This is a genomic window from Cellulosimicrobium cellulans (assembly GCF_016907755.1).
GTDB classification, from domain to species: Bacteria; Actinomycetota; Actinomycetes; order Actinomycetales; family Cellulomonadaceae; genus Cellulosimicrobium; species Cellulosimicrobium cellulans_D.
The window spans coordinates 4,715,830-4,738,344 of sequence record NZ_JAFBCN010000001.1; the positions used below are offsets into that span (position 1 = coordinate 4,715,830).

Here is a 22,515-nt window from a genome sequence, read left to right on the forward strand (position 1 = left end):
GGGCGCGGGTCGGGGCGGGCGACGCGGCCCGTCCCGGGGGCCGCCGTCGTGCTGCACGACGGCGGCCCCGGGAGGGGCGGGGACGGCCGGCTCGGCCGCCCCCGCCCGGGGGGTGCTACAGGTCCGCCACCCGGATGTCACGGAACTCGATGAGGTCCGAGTTGCCGTGGTTCTGCAGCCCGATGAACCCGCTGTCGAACTGGCGCAGGTCCGTGGGCGGGTCGCCGGCCCGGGACGACTGCTGTCCCGGCGAGTTCTCGAACTCGTTGATGACGACACCGTTGCGGATCATCGTGTAGTGCTGCCCGACGACCCGGATCTCGTACTCGTTCCACTCGCCCTTGGGCTTCTCGCCACCGGTGTTCAGGCCGAGCGGGTCGAAGTTGTAGACCGAGCCGGTCTTCTGGGGCTCGCCCGTCGGACCGTCGTAGATCTGGATCTCGTGACCGCAGGAGATCGCGACCCACGCGGGTGACTGGTTGTTCGCGCACTGCGCGTCACCCGGGTCGTTCGGGTTCGGGAACCGGGTGAACACGCCGCTGTTCGCGTAGTGGTCGCCCGCCGAGACGTCGCGGTACAGGAGCTTCACGGAGAAGTCCCCGAGCTCTTCGCCCGCGTACCAGAGCATCCCCAGGCCGCCGCTCGACTTGAGCGAGCCGCCCGGCTCGAGCGTGAACTTGCCGCCCGGAGCCTGGAACCAGTCGTACAGCGACGCCTCGGTGCCGTCGAAGATCGTGCGGTACCCGCCGGGGTACGCGCCGATCTGGGACCGGGCCGCCGCGTCGACGAGGCGAGCACGCTCGCGGTCGTTGATGCGGCTGTCGTCGTACAGGCTCTTCGCCACCGACTCGACGTGCGACAGGAACCGGGCGTGGGTGCGCCACTCCTTCTCGTCCTGGAACAGGTCGGCGATGTTGCAGGCGCCCAGGTCGCGGTTCTCGACCGTGGAGTCGACCTCGCCGAAGAACACGGTCTCGCGCTCGTCGGGCAGGGTGCACGACGGCGAGCCGTCGGTCGTGACCGAGGCCGTCGTCCCGTCCGCGTACGTGACGGTGAGCTTGGCCTCGTAGGTCCCGACGCGCGGGTACTTGTGCTTCGGGTTGGCCTGACGCGAGGTCGAGCCGTCGCCGAACTCCCAGAGGTAGGAGACGCCACCGGAACGCGCACCGGTGAACTGCACCGTCAGCGGGTCGCCCTGGATGCTCGTGGCGGACGCCGCCGGAGCCGGGGTCGGAGCCCCGCCCTGGTAGGTGATCCGCATGAGCTTCTGGTTCGGGTCGAGGCTGAAGAAGCCGCCCGCGTAGTCGACCAGGTACAGCGCGCCGTCCGGACCGAACTTCGCGTCCATCCAGCTCTGCAGCAGCCCGTCACCGCGACCGCCCGGGATGATCTGGCGGAGGTCCTCCATGAACACGGGGGACTCCAGGTTCTCCGGGTCGACCGTCACCGCGACGCGGTTGTTCGAGTTCGACTGGTCACCGATGAACCACTTGCCCTCCCAGTACGACGGCCACGCGACGTCCGAGTCGGGGTCGACCTGCGACTGGCGGTAGGTCGGACCGGACATGACGGCCTGGCCGCCACCCCGCAGCCACGGGATCGTGTAGGTCGCCTCGCTGTCCACGTACGACGGGAGGCCGTTGCCGCGGTCCGGGAACACCGGTCCGCCGCCCGAGGGCGAGTACCAGATCATGTTGTCGCGCACCGGCGGCAGGTCGACGAGACCCGTGTTGCGCGGCGACGTGTTCTTCAGGTTGTCGCAGTCGTACCAGCCGGCGAGGACGCTCGCGTCCTCGTTGCTCCGGTCGCGGTACGGCTGCTTGTTGCCCATGCAGTACGGCCAGCCCTGGTTGCCCGCGGACGTGATGATCGTCGCGGTCTCGTACTTGGCCGGGCCGAGCTCGGGGCTCGGGCTGCCGGCGTCCGGGCCAACCCAGGCCGCGGTCAGCCAGTTCGTGTCGGGGTCGATCTGCAGGCGCGAGATGTTGCGCACGCCCATGACGTAGATCTCGGGGCGCGTCTTGTCCGCGGGGTACTCGCCCACCGGGAACAGGTTGTCGTCCGGGATCGTGTACGTGCCGTCGTCCTCGGGGTGGATCCGCAGGATCTTGCCGTTGAGGTCGTTCGTGTTGCCCGCCGTGCGGCGTGCGTCCTGGAAGCTCAGGCCCGCGTACTCCTGCGTCCAGTTGTTGCCGGAGTACCCGCTCGAGCCGCCGGACGAGTTGTTGTCGCCCGAGCCGACGTAGAGGTTGCCCTCGTTGTCGAACGCCATGCCGCCGCCCGCGTGGCAGCAGCTGTGGATCTGCGTCTCCCACTCGAGCAGGTCGACCCGCGTGCTCTGGTCGATCGTCGGGGTCGCGGGGTCGTACGTGAACCGCGAGACGGTGCGGTAGCCCACGCGACGCTCACGGTCGATGTTCTCGTGCGGCATCCAGTACACGTACAGCCAGTGGTTCGTCGCGAAGTCGGGGTCCGGCACGATGCCGAGCAGCCCCTCCTCGTTCTTCACGAGCTCGTCGCCGCTGCCGCGGTTGCCCATGACGTCGAGCGTCGTGAGGAGCTTCGCGGTGCCGGTCTCCGGGTCCCACTGGTGGATCGTGCCGCAGCCGAGGCCCACGTTCGGGTCGCTCCACGGGACGATCGGGCCGGTGGTGCAGGCGCCGCGGCCGATGTAGAAGACCGTGCCGTCGGGCGCGATCGTGAGGCCGTGCTGCTCGCCGTTCTGGTCGAGCGTGCCCGCCGTGTTCACCTTCGACAGGCGCTCGGCCTTGTAGTTCGACGCGATCGTGGCCTGGCAGTCGCCGCGCACGACGCCCGTCGTCCACTGCAGCGCGCCGAGCAGGTGCTCGCGGAACGTCGCGTCCTGCCAGCTCTCGGGCGTGCCGCCCATGCCGGTGAAGAACGAGCGTCCGCCGTCGTAGTCGCGGCACCAGGAGAGGGGCTGGAACGGGTTCGTCGTCGGGCCGGCCTCGGGGCCGGGCTCGAGCGTCGCGACCGTGTGCACGTCACCGGTCGGGTCGTCGGCCCAGTCGAGCCACCGGTCCTCGCGGTCCCACGTGAGCGGGAGGTCCGCCGTCGCAGGGTGCTGGCGGTCGACCAGGTCGACCGTGCGCTCCTCGAGCGGGATCTCCGGGTCGGGCTGCTCGACGGAGTCGGGGCCGAAGATCGAGAGCTCGGCGAGCTGGATCTCGGCGTCGCCCGAGTTCGCGGTGACGTCCAGCCGGTACCAGCCGTACTGGGTCTCGCTCCCGACGTCGAACGTGCGCGGCTGGAAGCGCTGCGGGAAGTCCTCGTCGGTGCGCGTGTCGAGGTCGACCCAGGTCTGCCCGTCGGTCGAGCCCTGGAGCTTCCAGTTCTTCGGGTCGCGGCCCGCGGAGTCGTTCGCGGACGTGATGCCGTACTTCACGAGCGCGACGGGCTGCTCCATGCGCAGCGTGAGCTGGCCCGTGCGGGCGAACGTCAGCCACTTGGTGTTGGGGTCGCCGTCGACGGCCTTGGCCGGCGTCTCGGCGGCCGGGCTGCGGCCGGTGCCGGTCGCCTCGGCGACCTTCTCCGACACCATCGTCGCGCCCTGGATCCGGGCGCCGACGAGGCCCTCGAACCACTTCGACGCGGACTGGGCACGCGCGGCGTCGCGCACGCCGAGGAAGCCGCCGCCCTTGTTGATGTACGCCTGGAGCGCGGCCTCCTGCTCGCCGCTCAGCTCGATGCCCTCCGAGGAGAGCATGACGACGCCGCGGTACTCGCCGAGCGTCGCCTCGCTGAGCATCGCGGGGTCGGACGTCGCCTCGACGTCGAACCCGTTGGCGGCACCCAGCTCGGTCAGCGCCGCGGTCGCGGCGACGACCGGGTCGGTCTGCTCGTCGGGCGCGCCGTGGAACACGAGGACGCGCACGGCCGTCGTGGCCGCCGCGGTAGCCACGGACCCGGCGGCGAGCGCCCCGGTCGAGGCGACCGCGCTGCTCGGCGCCGTGGCGGCGGGCTGGGCCGACGCCGGGATCAGGGCGGCGCTCGCGACGAGCGCGGCGCTCGTGAGGCCCACGGTCATGGCCAGTAGTGCTCCTGGTCGGGAGCGTCCCCTCGTGGGGGATGTCGATCGTCTGGACAGCACTCTCCAACTCCTTCGTCATCGGTGCGGCGCTCCCGGGCGGGCCGGGAGCGGGTCGTGCTGGTGCAGGTGGTGCTGGTGCGGGGCGAGCCCGCGGCCCGTCGGTGCTGGATCAGCCGACAGCTCGGTGGCCGGTCAGTGGCCGGCGTGCCCCGTGAGGTCGACGACGGCCGGCCCGGTCCCTCCGGCCGCGGCACCACCGGTGGTGGCCGCCGCGCCGTCGGTAGTGGCGGTGCCGCCGGACGGCGCCGACATGGTGTGGCTGCCGTGACCCTGGAACCGGTCGATGGAGTCCTGCGCGCCCGGCGGCATGGAGCCGTCGGCGTTGCGCACGAGGAAGATGCCGGCCATCCCCCCGTCGGAGTGGAACTGGACGTGGCAGTGGTACATCCACGCCCCTGGGCCGACGCCCAGACCGGCGACGACCTGGAACCCGAACGCGTCGCCCGGGTTGAGGTCCCGGTTGTCCACGACCTGGCTCGGGTCGTACTGGTCCGCGAGCAGGCCGGTCCGGTTGTTCGCCCAGCGGTGCGCGTGCAGGTGGAAGGTGTGGAGCTGGTTCCCGTGCCCGATGCAGATGAACTCGACGCGCTCGCCGAGCTTCGCCTCGAACATCGGGGTGGCGGGGGCGACCTTGTTGTTGATCGTCATATCGTTGAAGACCATCGTGAACTGCTTCTGCGGCAGCACGTCCCCGACCCGGCGCACGACGAGCGCACCGTAGAGCCCGGCGGCCAGGCCCTGCGTGCCGTGGTCGCCCCACGCGTGGTCGTGGTAGTGCCAGTACCCCGCGCTGCCCGGCATCCAGATGCCGCGGTCGCGCGCCATCTTGACGGTCGACCAGGTGTAGGTCCGCGTCTCGCCCGGCTCGTTGAACGAGTTGTTGAAGGCGCTGCCGTCGCTGTTGACGTCGTAGTTCACGCCGTGCGGGTGGATCGACAGGCGCTTGTCCGTCGTGTTGACGAGCGTGATCTCGAGGGTCTCGCCCTCCCACATCTCGAGGATCGGGCCGGGCACCGTGGCCTTGCCGCGCTCGAGGCCGTAGCCGACGAGCGTGTCGGAGATCCGCTCGGCGTACATCGTGATCTTGCGGACGTCTCCGGCGGCGGCGACGACCGCCCCGGCGGACGCCGTTCCGCTCGTCGTCGCGGCGGCGGCAGGGGGTGCTGCGGCGACGCTGCCTCCGGCGCCCAGCAGCAGGGCGGCCGCGGGGCTCGCGGCGACGACGCCTGCCCCCGCGAGAAGCGCCCGTCGCGAGAGCGGCCTCGCGGGCGTCTCGGTCTCGGTCGTCGGGTCGGGCATGGGGACTCCTTCCGGGCGTACGGGGTCGTCCGGGCGGCTCGCGGGCGCGCCGGACCGGCGTGCCGGCGCTCGCCGTCACGCTGACCGGCGCCACGTGGGCGCGCGGAGGTTCCCCGGGTGGTGCTGTGGGGGGTGCACTGTGGGCAGGACTGGGTCGTGCGGGGGTGTCCCGCGTCGCAGAGGGTCGAGTCAGGTGCTCGGTCGTGCGGGGCTCGACCTGCGACCGGTGGGAGACCGACCGTGGGGCGAGGTCCGGGACCGCCATGGTCCCGCCGGGGCACGCGTCGGTGCGCGCCGTCGGCTGTCGGTCCGGACGCCGCGCTCCCCTGCCCGACGTCCGGTCCCCTGGTCGGTTCCAGGGGCAACGAGGTTTATGACACCGCAGTCAGAGGCCGATGTCAACAGGTAGGCGAAAGTTGTGTCGACAACATGCAAAAGTCCCCGGTCAGTCGACACTTGTCCGCGGCGTCGGCCAGAGAAACGCCGAGCACGGGGCGGGCGACCGGGTCTCGGAGAGGCGGTCGACCACCCCGTGCTCGGGGGTCGCTCAGCGCGTGCGCGACGCGCGCAGGTCAGGCGTCGAGCACCTCGCGCAGCGCGGCGGCGAACGCCGCCGGGTCGTTGTGCGGCGACCACTCGCTGACCATGAAGCCGCCGTGGTCCCCGGGGAACGTCACCGCGTCCACCCCGAGCAGTGCGGCCAGGGCGGCGCCGCCGCGCCACGCCAGCGTGCCCTCGCCCTGCGCGCTCACGGCGGGCACGACCCGCGTGCCCGACGCCCGCAGCACCGCGCCGTCGGGAGCCCACGAGGGCATCGTCGCGAGGTTCTTGCCGAGGAGCAGGTCGTCGCGCGACCCGTCGTCGGCCGTGGGGAAGCCGAACATCGCCGGGTCGGGCGCCGGCCGGCCGAGGTAGTCGGCCGGCAGCGGGCCCACGTGGCTCACGAGCGCGACGAACTTCGCCATCGCCGGGCCGAAACCCTCCCGGCCGTACGTCTCGACGATGTCCGCCTGGACCGTGGTCGCGAGCGCGGCGTCCTCGAGCAGCGGCGTGATCGGCGGCTCGTGCGAGACGAACGTCCGCACGTCCCCCGGGTACCGCTCGACCCACGACAGCCCGACCACGCCGCCCCCGCTCGACCCGAACACGTCCACCGGCCCCAGCCCGACCGCCGTCACGACCGCGTGCAGGTCGTCGGCGTGCGCCTCGACCGAGACCTCGCCGTCCGGTGCGAGCGTGCTGCGCTCGGTGCCGCGCGGGTCGTACGTGACGACCACCCGGTCGTCGAGCAGCCCGGCGAGCTGCTCGAACCCGGACGCCGCCATGGGCGAGCCCATGACGACGACGGGCCGCCGGTCGCTCGCCGTCTCCGGCGTCCAGACGTCGTACGCCACGACGGCACCGGGCACGTCCAGGGTGTAGGTCGTGCGCTCGCTCATGGCGTCCTCCGTGTCGTCGTGCCCGCGGCCGTCCACCGGGGCTCCCGTGCATTCTGACGACGATCGCGCCGAGAACTCATCGGCAGCGGCGACCCGCCGCTCAGGCCCCGTCGCCACGCGGGCCGCGACGGCGCTCGTCGGCCTCCTCCGCCCCCGCGCGGCCGGCGAGCAGCACCCGGAGGAGCTGGACCTCGATCTCCAGCGCGCTCCTCCCCCGCCGGGTGATCCCCACCCAGGTGCGTCGACGACGCCCGGCACCGGTCGTGGAGACGGACACGTAGTCGTGGCGCACGAGCACCTCGAGATGTCGCCCGAGGTTGCCGTCGGTGAGACCGAGCGTGCGCCGGAGGTGGGAGAAGTCCGCGTCGTCGGTGTCCGCGAGGACCGCGAGGATCCCCAGCCGGACCCGCTGGTGGACGGTCTCGTCGATGTGCGCGAGCGGGTGCAGGCCCTCGTCGTCGGCGTGGATCCGCGGGTCGTCGCTCACGCTGAGGCGACGAGCGCGGCACGACCCGCGATCCTCGCCCGTCGCTCCCGCGCGAGGGCCAGTCCCGCGAGGACGAGCAACGCCCCGGCGAGGACCCCGAGCACCAGCACGGACGGCTCCGGGCCCAGGAACGCGGCGTGGTTGGCGAGCGTACCCAGAGCCCCGAGCGGGCCGACGACCATGAGCGCGAGCCCCGGTCCCACGAGCCAGGCGTCGCGGCCTCGCCAGCCGAGGACCAAGAGTCCACCGCCGAGCACGAAGGCCGCCCCGAGGAAGAGCGCCACGACCGGCACCAGGAAGCCGACCAGCGCGCACGCGACGGCGACCAGCCCGTAGCCGTCCCGCCCGGTACCGATCCCGGTCGCGCGGCGCTGCACGAGCATCACGACGTACAGCGCCGCGTAGGTGGCCGCCGGGACGAGCACCTGCGGGTAGAGCCACCATCCCCGGCCCTCCGCGACGGCGAGGAACGCGGTGGCGCCCGCCGTCAGGAGGAGCGGGAACGACGTGGCGTGCCGTGCGGCGCGCTGACGTGCTCGGACCTCGTCGACGTACTCGGTCATGCGTTCACTCTGCCAGGCAGAGCCACCGCTCCGCCAGACCGTGACGGCGGTCAGCTCGTCAGGCGCGTGAACTCGTCCTGCGAGACCTCGCGCAGGCCCGTGACCGACGGCTCGAGGAGGGCGAGCGACGCCTCGTCCCGCGGGTGCCAGGTGTACTCGGACGTCGTGACCGCAAGGCTGGTCTCGGTGGCGCCGTCGATGTAGTAGTGCTCGGTCCGCTCGTCCGACAGCGGCAGGTGCGTCGCGTCATCGAAGCACGCGGCCCGCGTCCAGTCGACGGTGCCCGGCTCACCCCCGACCCACATCGACGTCTCGCTCTCCGGGGCGGCCGACCCGGGGCCGGAGAGCTCGAAGCACGTCGCCGGGCGTCCGCCGACCGTCCGCGCCTCGGGGCCGCTCGTGACGACGTCCGGCTGGTCGGCGAGCGCCTGGATCGCGTCCATCTGCGCGGCCAGGTCCGTCATCTGCGCGGTGAGCTGCTCCCGGATGGTGCCCTCCTGGATGTCGTCCCAGTTCTCGACCGGCAGCGTGAACTGCGTGTAGACACCGGCCGCGGGGCTCACCCACCAGTAGGTCATCTGCCCCTCCGGGCCGGCCGGGTCAGCGTGCTTGACCTCCTCGACGCCCACCGTGCTGGTGCCGACCGACGCCACGAAGTCCTGCTCGGAGAGCCAGCGGGTCGCGCTCCCGTCGCCGGCCGTGAAGGTCCGGTCCGCGGACGAGTCGAGCGCGCTCTCCCCCGGGTGCTGGACGCCGAACGTCGACCCGACCTCGAGCACCAGGGTCGAGAGGTCGACGTCCTGGACGGCCGTGCGCGCCCGCTCGACATACGCGACGGCGGTGACCACGGTGCCGTCGGCGTCCAGGTCCTCGCCGACGACGCCGTCGCGCACCTCCGTGGTCGGCGACGGCGCGGCCACGGGCTCGGGCACGGCGTCGGGCCCGGACCCCGGGACGAGGCCGGGCAGGACGAGCACGCCCGCGACGACGCCGGCGCCCGCGACACCGACGGCCGCCGTGCGCACGGTCCGGCGCCGCCGGCTCAGCGCCCCGGGGCGCTCGCCCGCCGTCCGGGCGTGGATCGTGGCGAGGACGGCGTCGAGCGGGACGTCCGCGTCCGGGCGGGTGCTCTCGGTGCGCAGGCGGTGGATCGGGTCGTTCACGGGGTCGTCCCTTCTCGGGGTGAGTCAACGGCGGTGGCGGTGGCGGCCGCCGTGGCCGCCGTGGCGACGGCGTACGACGGCGCGGCCAGCGGCCGCGGCACGGACCGGCCTGGGGTCCGGCTCGGCGCCGCAGCGGACCGGTCGAGCTCGGCGTACAGGCGCGCGAGGCGCTCCTTGGCGCGCCGCACGCGCACGGACGCGGTGTTGGGGCGGCACCCGAGGGCCTCGGCGAGCTCGGGGACCGACAGGTCCTCGAGCACGAGGAGCCGGAGGACCTCCTGGTCGCGCGCGGGCAGGCGGGCGAGCAGCCGCTCGGCGGCGTCCTGCCCGACGACGTCCCCCGCGTGGTCGGGCACGCTCGGCGCGGCGACGCCCGTGACGCGGCGCACGAGCGCCGCCCGGCGCGAGCCCGCGCGCAGGTGGTTCGCCATGACGTTGCGCGTGACCCGCAGGAGCCACGCGAGCTCGTACGGCGGCACCTCCGTGATCCGGCGCCAGGCCACCACGAACACCTCGCACACGATGTCCTCCGCGTCCTGCGGGGACAGCCGCGTCGCCGCGCACCGGTACACGGACCGTGCATGGTCGCGGTAGAGGCGGTCGAGGCGCGCCCGCGCCTCCGCCTCGTCGGGGGGTGGGGACATCAGCCCTCGCTCCTGTCGTCGTGGTCGACGCCGCCCCTCGCGACGCTCCGGAAGGGGATGTCCGGCAGGCCGCCCAGGATGACAGCCCGGGACGAACCGGTCGGTGCGGCCGGGCGCGCCGTGCCACTACCCTCGCAGGATGCCGTCATCGAGGACCGTCCCCGCCGTCGTCGTCGCCGGAACGCTCACCGCGCTCCTCTGGGTGGTCACGGGACGCCTCGCGGACTGGTTGTCCGGGACGTCGCTCGCCGTGCCCGGCACCCTCCTCCGCGCGCTGCTCCCGCACCCGACCGGTGCGGGGGGTGGGCCCGTCTCCGGGAGCACGCTCCTCACGGCGGCGCTGGCGGGGGCGCTCGTCGCGGCCGGCACCCAGCTCGCGCTGCGGCGCCTGCCGTCGGGCACGGGCCGCTGGGCGACGTTCCTCGGCGTCTGGTTCGCCGTCGTCGCCGCGTCGGCGCTCGCCGCGACGGCCGCCTGGTTCGCCGGGGTCACGCTGCCCTGGCGCGCGGACACGATCACCGAGCTCGTCGCGACCGCGCTCGGCGGCTGGTGGGGGCTCGTCAACGGCCTGATCGTCGGGCTCGCGGTCGTCGTGACGCGCGCGCTCACCGACCGCCGCGACGACCCGGCGGGCACGCGGCACACCCGCACGCCGACGACGGTGCGCGCCTGGCCGGCGGCCCTCGCGGCGGGCACGACGACGGGCGTGCTCTGGGCGGCCGCGGGCGTCGGGCGGACCCTGCTCCCCGGCGCGGCCGACCCGCAGTCGCCGTGGGGCGTCGCCCGGGACGTCGTGCTGCTGCCCTCCGCGCGCCTCGCCGTCGACCGGGACGCCCTCCTCGCCGACCCGGTGCACCTCGCGCTGCCGCTCGGCGTCGGGCTGGCCGTGGGGCTGCTCACCGCGCTCGCGGCGCGCCGCCTGCCCCCGGTGGAGGGCCGCTGGGCGCTCCTGCTCGCCACCTGGTTCGCGTGCGTCGCGGGGGCGGCCCTCGCCGCGGCGGTGCCCGTCGTCGTCTCGACCGTCACCGCCGGCGGCGTCCTGCCCGACGCCGGACGCGCCCTCCCCGTGCTCCAGGCGGGCCTGGGGTGGGGCCTGGTCTGCGGGGTGCTCGTCGCACCGCTCGCGGTCGTCGTGCACCGGGCGGCCGGCGCGGTGCCCGACGCCGCCGGGGACGCCGAGGAGCCGTGGCCCGCGCCCGCCGCGACGCCGGCGGCCGGCCGGCCGGAGTCGGACGCCGCAGCGGAGACGGGCGGCTCGTCGACGGAGCCCGTGGACGCCGCGGAGGAGACCGACGGCTCGGACGACACGGACCGCGAGCAGGTCCCGAGCGCACAGCGGGACGAGGTCGCCGCACCCGTGTGACGTCCTGCGCCGCTGCGCCGGTCGCCGCGCCCCGAGGCCCACGGCGTTCCGGCACCGGCCACACGATCGTCACCGGGACGTCGTCGTCCCGAAACCGGGACGCCCTAGCGTCGGCCGTGACCAGCAGACCGGGACGACCGGAGAGGGCACAGCGACGATGACCCTGACGATCACGCTCGTACGACACGGGCAGACCTACCTCAACGCACGACGACACCTCCAGGGGTCGTGCGACTCCCCCCTGACCCGCACGGGGCGCGCGGGCGTGCGCGTCACCGCGCAGCACCTCGCGCGGCACGACTTCGCGGCCGCGTACTCCTCGCCGCAGGGCCGTGCGGTGCTCACGGCGATGGAGATCCTGCGCCACCATCCCGACCTCCCGCTGACCGTCGACCACGACCTGCGCGAGCTGTCGTTCGGGTCGTACGAGCGGCGCCCGGAGTCGCACCTCGACGCCGTCGAGCCGTGGGCGGAGCTCGTGCCGCGCATGCTCGCCGGCACGCACCCCGGCGTCGGCGGCGGCGAGCCCGGCAGAGACTTCATGGCCCGCGTGCGCGACGTCTTCGCGCGGGTCGTCGCCGCGCACGACGAGGCGTCCCGCCCCGGCGCGGTGCTCGACCGGCACGTGCTCGTGGTGGGCCACGGCCTCACGCTCGGCGCGTGGCTCGCGACGCTCGACCCGTCCGGCCTCGCGGCCCTGCCCAACGCGTCGGTGTCCACCGTCGAGGTGACCGACGGCGTCCCGAAGGTCCTCGCGGTCGGCGTCGACGTCGCCGGTCACGGCCACGTCGCCGCGCGCCCCGCGCCGTCGGCCGCCGCCGTCCCGGTCTGAGCGGCTCCCGCCGACCACGGGGTTGCTGTCGTTCTCCGGTCGATGACGACAGCAACCCCGTGGTCGACGCGGTGCGACCTCGTGGTCGACCGGCACCCGGGGTCGTCACTACCGCGCGGCGCGGCGGGCGGCGCGGGCGCGCGCGTCGTCGTGGGCGGCGCGCAGCAGGTCGAGGACGAGCGGCGTCGTGCGCTCGCCCGGGTTCACGACGCACACCCAGCCGAGCGCGCCGTAGACCGGGTGCGGCACGACGACGTCGGTCTCCCCCGCCTCCGACGGCGCCTCGTCACGGGGATCGGAGCCGACCAGGTCGCGGAACCGGTCGCGGCCCACGTGCACGTTGACCCTCCACCGGCCCTCGTCGTCGAGTCGTGAGGTGGTGTCGTCGGGGTAGTCCTTCGTGACCACCGTGCCGTAGGGCTGCCCGTGGGGGACCACGCCGTCGGGGGCGTGGTAGAAGAAGTGGTCGCCCCACGCCAGCTCGGGGAACTCGCTGCCGGGGCCGGGCGAGAGCACGAGGACGCCGTCGAGGGACCGGACCGTGTCGAGGATCTGCTCCATACTCATGGTTCGAGTGTCTGCTTGAAGTGCTTCTGGAGGGTCGTGACGGAGGAGCCCGGGCGTGGTCCGTCCGGCGGGGTGGGTTCTCCCCCGCTGCGGACGTCCGACGTCGCGCGCGCGACCGGGTGGTCCGTCCAGCAGGTGCGGGACCTGGAGGCGCTCGGCGTCCTGCCGCCCGCGGGCCGGTCCGCGAACGGCTACCGCACCTTCGGCGAGGAGCACGTCCTGGCTCTGCGCGCGTACCGCGGTCTCGCGGCCGCGGTCGGGCCGGTCGAGGCGCGCCGGGTGCTGCGCTCCGTGCGCACGCTGACCTTCGACGAGGCCACGGCGCTCGTCGGCGCGCTGCACGTGACCCTGGCGAGGGAGCGCGCGGAGGCGCTCGCCGCCCGGCGCGCACTCCTCGCGATCCGGGCGGAGGACGACGACGCGGGCCGTCCTCCCGGCGCCGCGACCGCGCGACGGGACGACGACGCCGACGGGTCCGTCCTCACGATCACGCAGCTCGCGGCCGCGCTGGGGGTGCGCGCGTCCACGCTCCGGTTCTGGGAGCGCGAGGGGCTCCTCGCGCCGGACCGCGTCGCCTCGCGCGCGGGGTCGGTCTCGGCCCGTCGCTACCCGCCGGCCGCGGTCCGCGAGGCGCGCGTCGTCGCGGCGCTGCGGTCCGCCGGGTACCGGGTACCGGACGTGCGGAGAACCATCGACGCGCTGCGTCGGACCACCGGGCCGTCCGACGTCGCCGACCCGCTCGCCGCGCTGGACGCGCGCTTCGGCACGATCGCGCGCCGCACCGTCGCGCTCCTCGACGCCGGGCACGACGTCGCGCGCCTGCTGGCCCACGCCGTGCAGTAGCCCGGCGTGCGAGAGCCCGGCGTGCGAGGGCTTAGAGCTCGAGGAAGCGGCGTCGCTCCGAGCGAGCCGTGCCCAGCCCGGCCCAGCCGGCGAGCGCGAGGACGCCGCCCGCGATCCAGACCGCGACGGACCAGTCGGGCTGGCCGTCCGACCCGACGACGGCGCCGTCGGTCGCGAGGATCGTCGCCCCGAGGCCGAGGAGCACGACGCCCAGGACGAGCAGGACGACGTCCCGCACGGTCTTCCCCGCCCCGCGCCGGGGCGCGCGTGCCACGAGCGCCGCCTTCTCGGCCGGGGTGAGCGGTGCCGTCGGGCCGAGGGGCTGGACGCGCTCGGCGCCGTGCCGGAACCGCGCCGGGTCGTCGACCGCCTCCACGACCGCCGACGGCAGGCCGAGGAGATAGGCGAGGTCGGCGACCGGGTCGCCAGGCCACGTGGACGCGGCGAGCAGCGCGCGCAGCCGGTTCGGGTCGCGCGGCTCGCCGAAGGTCTCGACGAGCGCGTCGTACGCGCCGTCGGTCCCGGAGGTGGACAGGTCCGTCCACGAGTCGTTCCAGCTCCCGAAGACCCACGGCCGCCCGGACGTCGTGAGCGTCCACGACACCCCGGAACCCGCCCGCTCCAGGCTGAGCATCGCCTCGCCCGCGCGCAGGCCGCGCTCGATCGTGGACCGGGCCCGGAACTCCCCGCCGAGGGCGGCCGTGAACGCGTCCCGCACGTCGTCGTCGGGCGCGCCGGGGACGGGCGCGGCCGGACGGGCGACCGTCCACACGGCCGTGCGCTCGTCCGTCGCGCGCACCCACGCCGACCCGGCGCGGCGCGCCGCGGCGCGCACGAACGCGGCGTCGGCGCGCACGAGCTGGACGACGGCGTCGGGCGCGGCCGAGTCGGTCGCCGGCAGGTCGGCGACGCCGGTGAACGTGTCGAGCAGGTCGTCGGGGTGCTCGAGCTCGCGCAGGCGGTCCGGCGCGGTCGCCGCGTCCCGCAGCCCGACGAGCGCGGCGACTGCCGCGAGCACGTCGCCCGGGTCGCCGTCGAGGCGCATCGCGTGGTCGGTGCTCGTCCCGGACGGGTCGACGGGCGCCCACGTGACGACCGCCGGCGGAGCCGCCGGGTCCGTGCGGGCCGCGAGGATCGCGCTGACGCCCTCGGGCAGCAGGTCCGACCCGCCGTCGAGCTGCACGACCCACGGCGCCGGGACCAGCTCGTCGACGCGCGCGAGCGCCTGCGCGACCGACGCGGGCGCGCCGGGCTCGCGGCCGGCCTCGACGTCGACCTCCGTGTCGACCTCGGCGAAGGTCCAGCCGCGCTCGTCCGTCGGGCCGACGCGCCCGTACTCGAGGTCTGCGGCGCGCAGACGGGCGACGACCTGGTCGTGCGGGGTGCGGGTGACGACGTTCACGGCGTCATGATGCCGCACGCGCGCGGCCGGGCCGGCGCCCCGACCACGCCACGCGCACGACCGGCGGACGGCCCCGCCGTCAGAAGCCCTCGGGCGGGGTGAACTGCGAGAGCGTGAGCACGGCACCCTGCGGGTCGCGCACCTCGGCCTCGCGGGTCCACTCCGTGTCGGCCGACGAGAGCACGACGCCGCCCGCGCGCTCCGCGGCCGCGGCGGCGTCGTCCCGGTCGGCGACGGCGAACGTCACCGTGTGCCGCGGGGGGCCGCCGTCCTCGAGCACGCCCGCCACGACGTCCCGGAACCCGGGCGGCGCGCCCTCCTGGTTCGCGTCGATCTCCGGGTAGACGGTCCGGGCGAGGTGGTCGCCGTAGCCCTCGACGCGGGCCATGCCCGCGCCGAGCCCCGGGTCCACCTCCCACCCGAGGAGCGGCCCGTAGAAGTGCAGCGCCCGCGCGACGTCGGGCGTGTGCAGCACGCTGAAGTTCCACGTGCCCGGCTCGTTGACCCGCTGCGCCCCGACGCGCGTCCCGGGCTCCCAGAGCCGGAACGTCGCGCCCTGCGGGTCGCGGACGGACGCCATGCGCCCCGGCGGCCCGACCGTCGTCGGGCCGTCGAGGACCTCCCCGCCGAGGTCGGGGACGCCGCGCGAGGAGGCGTCCACGTCGTCGACCGCGACGTACGTGATCCACGTCGGCTCGCCGGTCCCGGACGCGACCGCGGCGACGTCCTGCCCGCCGAGCGAGGCGACGACGTACCGCTCGCCCGTGCCGGGCGGGAGCCTGTCCTCGAAGTCCCACCCGAAGAGGGCGCCGTAGAACGCGAGCGCGGCGTCGACGTCGGGCTGCTCGGTGTCCACCCAGCACGGCACGCCGTGCGGGTAGGTGCGGGTCGGCCGGGACTGCGTGGTGTCCATGTCTCAGGGTCCCACCGTGCGCCCACACCGGCAGCGCCTGCCGGCCGTTCGTCCGCCGGCCACCTCGCCGCCCTTCCGTGCGGGGACGGGCGTGCGTACGGTGGCGAGGAACCTCTCGACGACCACCGTCCCCGACGACGAGGAGCCACCGTGTCCACGAGGCTGTCCACGAGACCTGCTCACCACGCCCGCGCCGCGCGCACCGTCCTGGCCCCCGCGCTCGCCGTGGCTCTCGCCCTGACCGCGGGGATCGGCGGCGCCGCCGCGAGCCCCGCCGTCGCGCACGGCGGCCACGGCAACGGCCACGGCCACGAACGCGGGACGCTGCGCGTCGCGACGTACAACGCGAGCCTCAACCGCGCCGCGGCGGGCGAGCTCGAGGCGGACCTCTCGACGCCCGACGACCCGCAGGCCGCGACGATCGCCGAGGTGCTCCAGCGCACGCGGCCGGACGTCGTGCTGCTCAACGAGTTCGACCACGTGCCCGACGGGCGCGCGGTCGACCTGTTCCGCGACCACTACCTCGAGGTGTCCCAGGGCGGTGCGACGCCGATCGAGTACCGCTACGCGTACGTCGCGCCCTCGAACACGGGTGTGCCGAGCGGGTTCGACCTCAACAACGACGGCACGGTCGGCGGGGGCGACGACGCCTTCGGCTTCGGGGCGTTCGAGGGCCAGTACGGCATGGTCGTGCTGTCGCGCTACCCGATCGACACGCGCGGCGTCCGCACGTTCCAGCACTTCCTGTGGAAGGACATGCCCGGCGCGCTCCTCCCCGACGACCCGGCGACGGCCGCGCCCGCGGACTGGTTCACGCCCGAGGAGCTCGAGGTCGTGCGCCTGTCGAGCAAGTCGCACTGGGACGTGCCCGTGCGCGTCGGCCGGGAGACGGTCCACGTGCTCGCGTCCCACCCCACGCCCCCGACGTTCGACGGTCCCGAGGACCGCAACGGGCGGCGCAACCACGACGAGATCCGGTTCTGGGCGGACTACGTGACGCCCGGCAAGGCGTCGCGGTACGTCTACGACGACGCCGGCCGCCGCGGCGGGCTGCACCCGGGCGAGAGCTTCGTCGTCCTGGGCGACCAGAACGCCGACCCGCTCGACGGCGACTCGGTCGACGCCGCGATCGACCAGCTCCTCGACCACCGGCGCGTCCAGGACCCCGCGCCCCGCTCGGACGGCGCCGTCGAGGCGGCCGCGCTCCAGGGCGGCGCGAACGCGACGCACCGCGGCGACCCCGCGCTCGACACCGCCGACTTCGCGGACACCGCGCCGGGCAACCTGCGCGCCGACTACGTGCTGCCGTCGCGCGACCTGCGCGTGCGCGACGCCGGCGTGTTCTGGCCGGTCCAGGCGGACCCGCTCTCGCGCCTCACCGGTGTCTTCCCGTTCCCGAGCAGCGACCACCGGCTCGTGTGGGTGGACCTGGCCGTGCGCGGCTGACCGTCCCGCCGTCGCCCCGGTGCTCGTCGCCCGGGGCGACGGTCCTGGACCGCGACGGCCGTCGGGTGCACACTCGGAGGTCTGTGCTCACCGCCGACGCACAGCAGACTCCCGGCCGGCGCCCCGCCGGTCGCACGGCACGCCCGGGCACACCCGAGGCGCGCCACGTCGTCCGGCCCGACGACCACCCACCTCACACGTCCCCGGCGCGCCGTGCGCGCGTGCTGCCCCGCAGCACCGCGACCACCTCCCTGGCCGCGCCCCGGGACCGCCGGACCTGGAGCACCCATGAGAAGACTCCGCACCGCCCTGCCCGCAGGCGTCGCCGCCGCGACCGCCGCCCTCGTGCTCGTCGCGAGCCCCGCCGTCGCGCACGGCGGCGGGAAGCCCGACCCGCGCCCACCCACCGTGACGGACGTCGCGACCGGGCTCGTCACCCCGCTCAGCCTCGCGGTCGGACCGCGCGGCACGACCTACGTCACCCAGAACTTCCCCGGCCTGCTCACGGCCGTCGGGCGCGACGGCACGCCGAACGTGCTCTACGCGTCGCCCGACGGCGGCGAGGTCGGCGGCGTCTCCTACGCCGACCGCCGCATCACGTTCACCGAGACGCAGCTCGGCGAGGAGGGCCCGGTCGCGTCGGAGGTCTCGACCCTGGGCACGGACCGCTGGGGGAACCCGACCGGCACGCCCCGCGTCCTCGCGGACACGTTCGCGTACGAGCAGGCGAACAACCCGGACGCGGGCGTGACGTACGGCCTGCGCGAGACCGACCCCGCGTGCGTCGCGCAGGTGCCCCCGGTGCCGGTCCCGGGCCTGTACACCGGGATCGCCGACTCCCACCCGTACGCGACGACCACGTCGCGCGGCACGACCTACGTCGCCGACGCGGGCGCGAACGCGATCCTGTCGATCAGCGACCGCGGGAAGGTCCGCACGGTCGCCGTCCTCCCGGCCCAGCCCGCGGTGGTCACCGCGGAGGCGGCCGCGGCCATCGGCTGGCCCGACTGCGTCGTCGGGGAGACGTACTGGTTCGAGCCCGTCCCGACGGACGTCGAGGTGGGCCCGCACGGCGTGCTCTACGTGACGACGCTCCCGGGCGGGCCGGAGGACGCGAGCCTCGGCGCGCGCGGCGGCGTCTACACCGTGGACCCGTGGAAGGGGAAGGTGCGCCAGCTCGGGTCCGGGTTCGTGGGCGCGACCAACCTCGCCGTGACGGACCAGGGCACGGTCTACGTGAGCGAGCTGTTCGGCGGGAAGATCTCACAGGTCGGCAAGCGCGGCCCGAGCACGGTCGTGGAGGTCCCGCTGCCCGCAGGTCTCGAGTGGGACGGCAAGGGGCTGCTCGCGACGACGAACGTGCTGCCCGCGGACGAGACGACGCCGCCCGACGGGCACCTCGTGCGCGTCGACCTCGGCAAGCACCGCGGTCGCTGACCGCCGTCGACCGACCTGCGGCGCGGCCCGGTCGCCCTCGCTCCGGCGGGGGCGACCGGGCCGCGTCGTGCCGGTGCGCGTCGTGGCTCGAGCCGTCAGCCCCGCCCGACGACGAGGATCATGACGACGGCGCCGAGGGCGACGGCCAGCCCGAGCCCGGCGGCGACGAGGCCGACGACGGTCGCGGTGCGGGTGCCGGCCGAGGCCCCGACGCTCATGCCCAGGCTCTGGGCCGCGTCGGTGACGATCCGGCGCCCGGCCGCGGTGTCGAAGAGGACGCGCGTCCGCGCCCCCGACTCGTCGTCGGCGATCGACGCGGTGAACGTCGAGCGGATTGTGCCGCGCGAGACGGAGCGCACCCAGCCACGTTCGGGCTCGACGAACCGCCCGTCGGCGTCGAGAGCCCAGTGCGTGCGCCGCACGACGTCGGTGAGCTCGATCCGCAGCCCGTCCGGCAGGACACGCACCTCGTGGGTGACGAGCGTCGCGTAGTAGCTGTGCGAGAAGATGCGCCACCACGCCGCGTCGGGGCGGTCGAGCCGCAGCTCGAACCCGTCCGGGCGCTCGTCGACGATCCGGTAGGGCGTCCCCTCGGCACGCGCACGGACGGCGGCGGCGAGGTCCTCGGCGGTCGGCACGGCAGCGAGTGTAGGCGCAGCGCCCGCGTCCGGGTCCGGGCCCAGCCCGCGACGGTCGGTGCGCCCGTCGGTGCCGGGCCGTGCCGGGCCGTGCCGGTTGGCGCCCGGCCTCAGCCCGACGACGCCGCGCGGCGGAGGGCGTCGAGGCTCATGCGGACGTCGGCGTCCGTCGTCGCCCACGAGCTCACCGACACGCGCAGCACCGCGCGGTCGTGCCACCGCGACCCGGACATCCAGGCCGTGCCGTCGTCGAGGACGCGGCGCACGACGTCCTGCGTGCGCGCATCGTCCCCGAACGCGGCGCACACCTGGGTGAACACGACGTCGTTGAGCACGACGGCGCCGTCGAGCGCCCGCATCCCCGCGGCGAACGCGCTCGCGTGCCGGCAGAAGCCGTCCACCAGCTCCGCGACGCCGGAGCGCCCCAGCGCGCGCAGCACCGCCCACACGGGGAACGCGCGCCCGCGGCGCGAGAGCTCGGGCACCTTGTCGAGCGGGTCGCCCGTGTCGCTCTGGATGAGGTAGTCGCCGTGCATCCCCATCGCCGCGCGCAGCGGCGCAGGGTCCGCGACGATCGCGAGCCCGCAGTCGTACGGGACGTTGAGCGTCTTGTGCGCGTCGGTCGCCCACGAGTCCGCGCCCTCGTACCCCGCGACGAGGTGGCGGTACGACGGCGACGCGGCGGCGAAGAGCCCGAACGCGCCGTCGACGTGCACCCACGCGCCGTGCCGGTGCGCCACCTCGACCGCCGCGCCGAACGGGTCGAACGCCCCCGAGTGCACGTTCCCCGCCTGCAGCACGACGATCGTCGGTCCGTCCGGCACCCCCTGCGAGGTAGAGCCCTGGTCCGTCAGCGCCTCCTCCAGCGCGGCGACCGAGATGCGGCCCTGGTCGTCCGCGGCCACGACCTCGGGCGCGCCGAGCCCGAGGTAGGACAGCGCGAGGTCGACCGACTCGTGGCGCTCGGCGCCCACGAGCACGCGGACGCGTGGCGCCCCGGTCAGCCCGTCGCGCCGCACGTCCCACCCCGCGCGCCGCAGGACCTCGCCCCGCGCCGCCGCGAGCGCCGTGAAGTTCGCGGTCGTCGCACCGGTGACGAACCCGACCGCACCGGACGACGGCAGGCCCAGCAGGTCGAGCAGCCACGCGCTCGTCACGTCCTCGACGGCCGTGTGCGCGGGGGTGACGGTGCGCAGCGCGGAGTTCTGGTCCCACGCGCTCGTGAGCCAGTCGGCCGCGAGCGCCGCCGGGTGGCTGCCGCCGATGACCATGCCGTAGAAGCGGCCGGACGGCATGGCCGTGAGGCCGGGGCCGCACGCCGCGGCGAGCAGGTCGACGACGTCCGCGGCCGTCGTGGGGCCGTCGGGCAGGTCGGCGCCCAGCGCGGCGACGACGTCCCCGACCGTCGCCTGCGGCGGGACGGGCCGTGTCGCGAGGGAGTCGAGCCACGCGGCGGCGTGCTCGTGCGCCCGCAGGAGGGCGGCGTCGCGGTCGTCCATGACCGGCTCCTGACCGGGCCGGACCGACGCCGGCCCCTCCGACCAGGCTGGACCCGCCCCGTGGGCGGGGCAACCGCGACCCGCGCACCGGCGCCCGTCGGTGGGAGGCGTCCCGCCGATCCGGTACGCGAGTACTTCTTACGCACAGGCAACCGTCAGGCAACACACGGTCCCTAGCGTCGGGCGGGCCAGATGTTCCCCCGACGGAAGGCCCCCTGTTGAGAACGTTCACCCTGACCCTGTCCGGCCGCGCCGTCGCGGCCGTCGTCGCGCTCGTCCTCGCGTGCGCCGCCCTGGCCGCGACGGTCGCGTACACCGTCGCCGACTCCCGGGCGTCGGCCGCCGCCGCGCGCGCCGAGGGCGCCGCGGCGCCGGTGCTCGCGTCCGGGACCGCGCCGGCCAACCCGCTCGGCATCGCGTCCGCGCGGTACGCGACCGCGACGGCGACCGCCGCCGCGGAGAAGCCGAAGGTCGTCGTCGTCGCGACCGGCGGCACCATGGCCGGCAAGGCGACCGGCCGCGACACGTTCACCAGCTACCGCGCCGGCACGTACCTCATGGCCGACATGCTGGACACGCTGCGGCCCGAGCTCGACGCGGTCGCCGACGTCACGGCCGTCCAGTTCGGCAACGCCGGCTCGTCCGGCTACTCGATGGAGCAGTTCCACGCGCTCACGCTCGAGGTGGAGAAGCAGCTGAAGACCGCCGACGCCGTCGTCGTCACGACCGGTACCGACACGCAGGAGGAGTTCGCGTACTGGCTCGACCTCACGGTCCGGTCGCGCAAGCCCGTCGTCACGTCCGGCTCGATGCGCCCGTGGGGGTCGGGCGACGGGCCGGGCTCGAGCCTCGTGTTCGGCACGGACGCGCCCGCGAACCTGTACAACGCGATCAAGGTCGCGGCGTCGCAGCAGACGTTCTGCTTCGGCACCGTGCTCATGCTCAACGACGAGATCCAGGCGGCACGCGAGGTCACGAAGACGAACTCGTACCGCACCGACACGTTCCAGACGCGCGAGTACGGCGTGCTCGGCTGGATCGACGGCGACAACGTCACGCTCGGCCGCGCCCCGGCACGCGTCATGTCCTGCGACACCGAGGAGTGGTTCACGCCGTTCGACCTCGCGAAGGTCGACCCGAAGACGCTCCCGCGCGTCGAGATCGTCACGTCCTACCAGCAGGCGGGCGGCGAGGGCGTCGCGGCGTTCGCGAACGCGGGCGTCCGGGGCATCGTCACCGCGGGCACCGGCGCGGGCGGCATCTCGTCCGCGATGAGCCAGGCCCGCACCGCGGCGATCCGCGACAAGGGCGTGTGGTTCGTGTCGACGACGCGCACCGGCTCCGGGTCGTCGTACGGGGGCGGTACGGGCATCATCGCGGGCGGTGACCTCACCGCCGTCAAGGCGCGGCTCCTGCTGCTCCTGTCGCGCGCCTTCACCGACGACTTCGCCACGGCGCAGGGGTGGTTCACGACCTACGGCAACGCGTCGTTCGACCAGTCCGCGACGGCGGCCACGGTCGGCGCCGAGCCGGGGTCCACGACCGTCCTCTTCTCGGGCACGGCGACGCCGTCGTGCAAGGCGGCGGGCAAGCAGCTCTGGCTCACGGTGTCGGTGACGAACACGGACACGGTGCCGATCGACGTGCACGTGCAGGCGGCGGCGGGCGAGCACACGTTCTCCGCGGTCCCCGCCGGCGGGACGGTCGACAAGACGTTCGCCGTCAAGGGCAAGGCGATCGAGGCGGGCGAGGCGACGCTCGTCGCGTCCAAGACCGTCGCGGGCCGAGACGTGCGGTCGCAGGCCACGGCGGCCTACCCGGAGACGTCGTGCCGCTGACGGTCTGACCATCCCCGCCGAGCACGACCTG

18 protein-coding genes are annotated in these 22,515 nt (G+C 74.9%); 6 read left to right on the top strand and 12 right to left on the bottom strand.

Features of this window, described 5'->3' with window-relative positions; genetic code table 11:
* Window positions 1-115: 115 nt before the first annotated feature.
* The 7 genes from JOE63_RS20455 to JOE63_RS20480 form a co-directional block, all read right to left on the bottom strand.
* The gene (locus JOE63_RS20455) at window positions 116-4,048 is read right to left on the bottom strand and encodes a ThuA domain-containing protein (protein WP_204543289.1); all 3,933 of its coding nucleotides are present in this window, start codon (window positions 4,046-4,048) and stop codon (window positions 116-118) included.
* 195 nt (window positions 4,049-4,243) lie between these two features.
* Window positions 4,244-5,410: a multicopper oxidase domain-containing protein gene (locus tag JOE63_RS20460; protein WP_204543292.1), complete on the bottom strand. Its 1,167-nt coding sequence runs from the start codon at window positions 5,408-5,410 to the stop codon at window positions 4,244-4,246.
* 572 nt (window positions 5,411-5,982) lie between these two features.
* Window positions 5,983-6,849: an alpha/beta fold hydrolase gene (locus JOE63_RS20465; RefSeq protein WP_204543299.1), complete on the bottom strand. Its 867-nt coding sequence runs from the start codon at window positions 6,847-6,849 to the stop codon at window positions 5,983-5,985.
* Window positions 6,850-6,949: 100 nt separating this feature from the next.
* Window positions 6,950-7,336, bottom strand: a complete 387-nt coding sequence (locus JOE63_RS21260) for a transcriptional regulator (RefSeq protein ID WP_307840272.1) — start codon at window positions 7,334-7,336, stop codon at window positions 6,950-6,952.
* On the bottom strand, window positions 7,333-7,899 hold the full coding sequence (locus JOE63_RS21265; RefSeq protein ID WP_239576789.1) for a hypothetical protein: 567 nt from the start codon (window positions 7,897-7,899) through the stop codon (window positions 7,333-7,335). Before JOE63_RS21265 ends, JOE63_RS21260 begins: the two co-directional genes overlap by 4 nt.
* 50 nt (window positions 7,900-7,949) lie before the next feature.
* Window positions 7,950-9,062 carry a hypothetical protein gene (locus JOE63_RS20475; RefSeq protein ID WP_204543301.1) on the bottom strand — a complete coding sequence of 371 codons (1,113 nt, stop codon included), beginning with the start codon at window positions 9,060-9,062 and terminating at the stop codon, window positions 7,950-7,952.
* On the bottom strand, window positions 9,059-9,706 hold the full coding sequence (locus JOE63_RS20480; protein WP_204543303.1) for an RNA polymerase sigma factor: 648 nt from the start codon (window positions 9,704-9,706) through the stop codon (window positions 9,059-9,061). The genes JOE63_RS20475 and JOE63_RS20480 overlap by 4 nt, the downstream gene beginning before the upstream one ends.
* A 139-nt stretch (window positions 9,707-9,845) precedes the next feature.
* Here JOE63_RS20480 and JOE63_RS20485 point away from each other — a divergent pair, with 139 nt between their 5' ends.
* Window positions 9,846-11,069: a hypothetical protein gene (locus JOE63_RS20485; RefSeq protein WP_204543305.1), complete on the top strand. Its 1,224-nt coding sequence runs from the start codon at window positions 9,846-9,848 to the stop codon at window positions 11,067-11,069.
* 157 nt (window positions 11,070-11,226) lie between these two features.
* Window positions 11,227-11,901, top strand: coding sequence for a histidine phosphatase family protein (locus tag JOE63_RS20490; RefSeq protein WP_087470162.1), 675 nt, complete (start codon window positions 11,227-11,229; stop codon window positions 11,899-11,901).
* A gap of 108 nt (window positions 11,902-12,009) precedes the next feature.
* On the opposite strand, the gene JOE63_RS20495 is transcribed toward JOE63_RS20490, so the two are convergent.
* Complete coding sequence (locus JOE63_RS20495; protein WP_204543307.1) at window positions 12,010-12,468, bottom strand: DUF6194 family protein; 459 nt, start codon at window positions 12,466-12,468, stop codon at window positions 12,010-12,012.
* Window positions 12,469-12,504: 36 nt separating this feature from the next.
* Between JOE63_RS20495 and JOE63_RS20500 the strand changes: the two genes are divergently transcribed.
* On the top strand, window positions 12,505-13,311 hold the full coding sequence (locus JOE63_RS20500) for a MerR family transcriptional regulator (RefSeq protein WP_244286290.1): 807 nt from the start codon (window positions 12,505-12,507) through the stop codon (window positions 13,309-13,311).
* Window positions 13,312-13,342: 31 nt separating this feature from the next.
* On the opposite strand, the gene JOE63_RS20505 is transcribed toward JOE63_RS20500, so the two are convergent.
* Both JOE63_RS20505 and JOE63_RS20510 read right to left on the bottom strand, forming a co-directional pair.
* On the bottom strand, window positions 13,343-14,713 hold the full coding sequence (locus JOE63_RS20505) for a hypothetical protein (RefSeq protein WP_087470164.1): 1,371 nt from the start codon (window positions 14,711-14,713) through the stop codon (window positions 13,343-13,345).
* Between the two features lie 79 nt (window positions 14,714-14,792).
* The gene (locus JOE63_RS20510) at window positions 14,793-15,626 is read right to left on the bottom strand and encodes a VOC family protein (RefSeq protein WP_087470165.1); all 834 of its coding nucleotides are present in this window, start codon (window positions 15,624-15,626) and stop codon (window positions 14,793-14,795) included.
* Between the two features lie 150 nt (window positions 15,627-15,776).
* Here JOE63_RS20510 and JOE63_RS20515 point away from each other — a divergent pair, with 150 nt between their 5' ends.
* Together JOE63_RS20515 and JOE63_RS20520 are read left to right on the top strand one after the other, a co-directional pair.
* Complete coding sequence (locus JOE63_RS20515) at window positions 15,777-17,072, top strand: endonuclease/exonuclease/phosphatase family protein (protein ID WP_374059061.1); 1,296 nt, start codon at window positions 15,777-15,779, stop codon at window positions 17,070-17,072.
* 288 nt (window positions 17,073-17,360) lie between these two features.
* The gene (locus tag JOE63_RS20520; RefSeq protein WP_087470166.1) at window positions 17,361-18,509 is read left to right on the top strand and encodes a ScyD/ScyE family protein; all 1,149 of its coding nucleotides are present in this window, start codon (window positions 17,361-17,363) and stop codon (window positions 18,507-18,509) included.
* A gap of 95 nt (window positions 18,510-18,604) precedes the next feature.
* On the opposite strand, the gene JOE63_RS20525 is transcribed toward JOE63_RS20520, so the two are convergent.
* Together JOE63_RS20525 and JOE63_RS20530 are read right to left on the bottom strand one after the other, a co-directional pair.
* On the bottom strand, window positions 18,605-19,147 hold the full coding sequence (locus JOE63_RS20525) for a hypothetical protein (RefSeq protein ID WP_087470167.1): 543 nt from the start codon (window positions 19,145-19,147) through the stop codon (window positions 18,605-18,607).
* Window positions 19,148-19,257: 110 nt separating this feature from the next.
* Complete coding sequence (locus JOE63_RS20530; RefSeq protein WP_204543309.1) at window positions 19,258-20,646, bottom strand: pyridoxal phosphate-dependent decarboxylase family protein; 1,389 nt, start codon at window positions 20,644-20,646, stop codon at window positions 19,258-19,260.
* A 218-nt stretch (window positions 20,647-20,864) separates the two neighbouring features.
* On the opposite strand from JOE63_RS20530, the gene JOE63_RS20535 reads away from it, so the two are divergent.
* Entirely contained in the window at window positions 20,865-22,484 is a 1,620-nt protein-coding gene (locus JOE63_RS20535; RefSeq protein WP_239576791.1) for an asparaginase, read from the top strand.
* The last annotated feature ends 31 nt before the right edge of the window (window positions 22,485-22,515 follow it).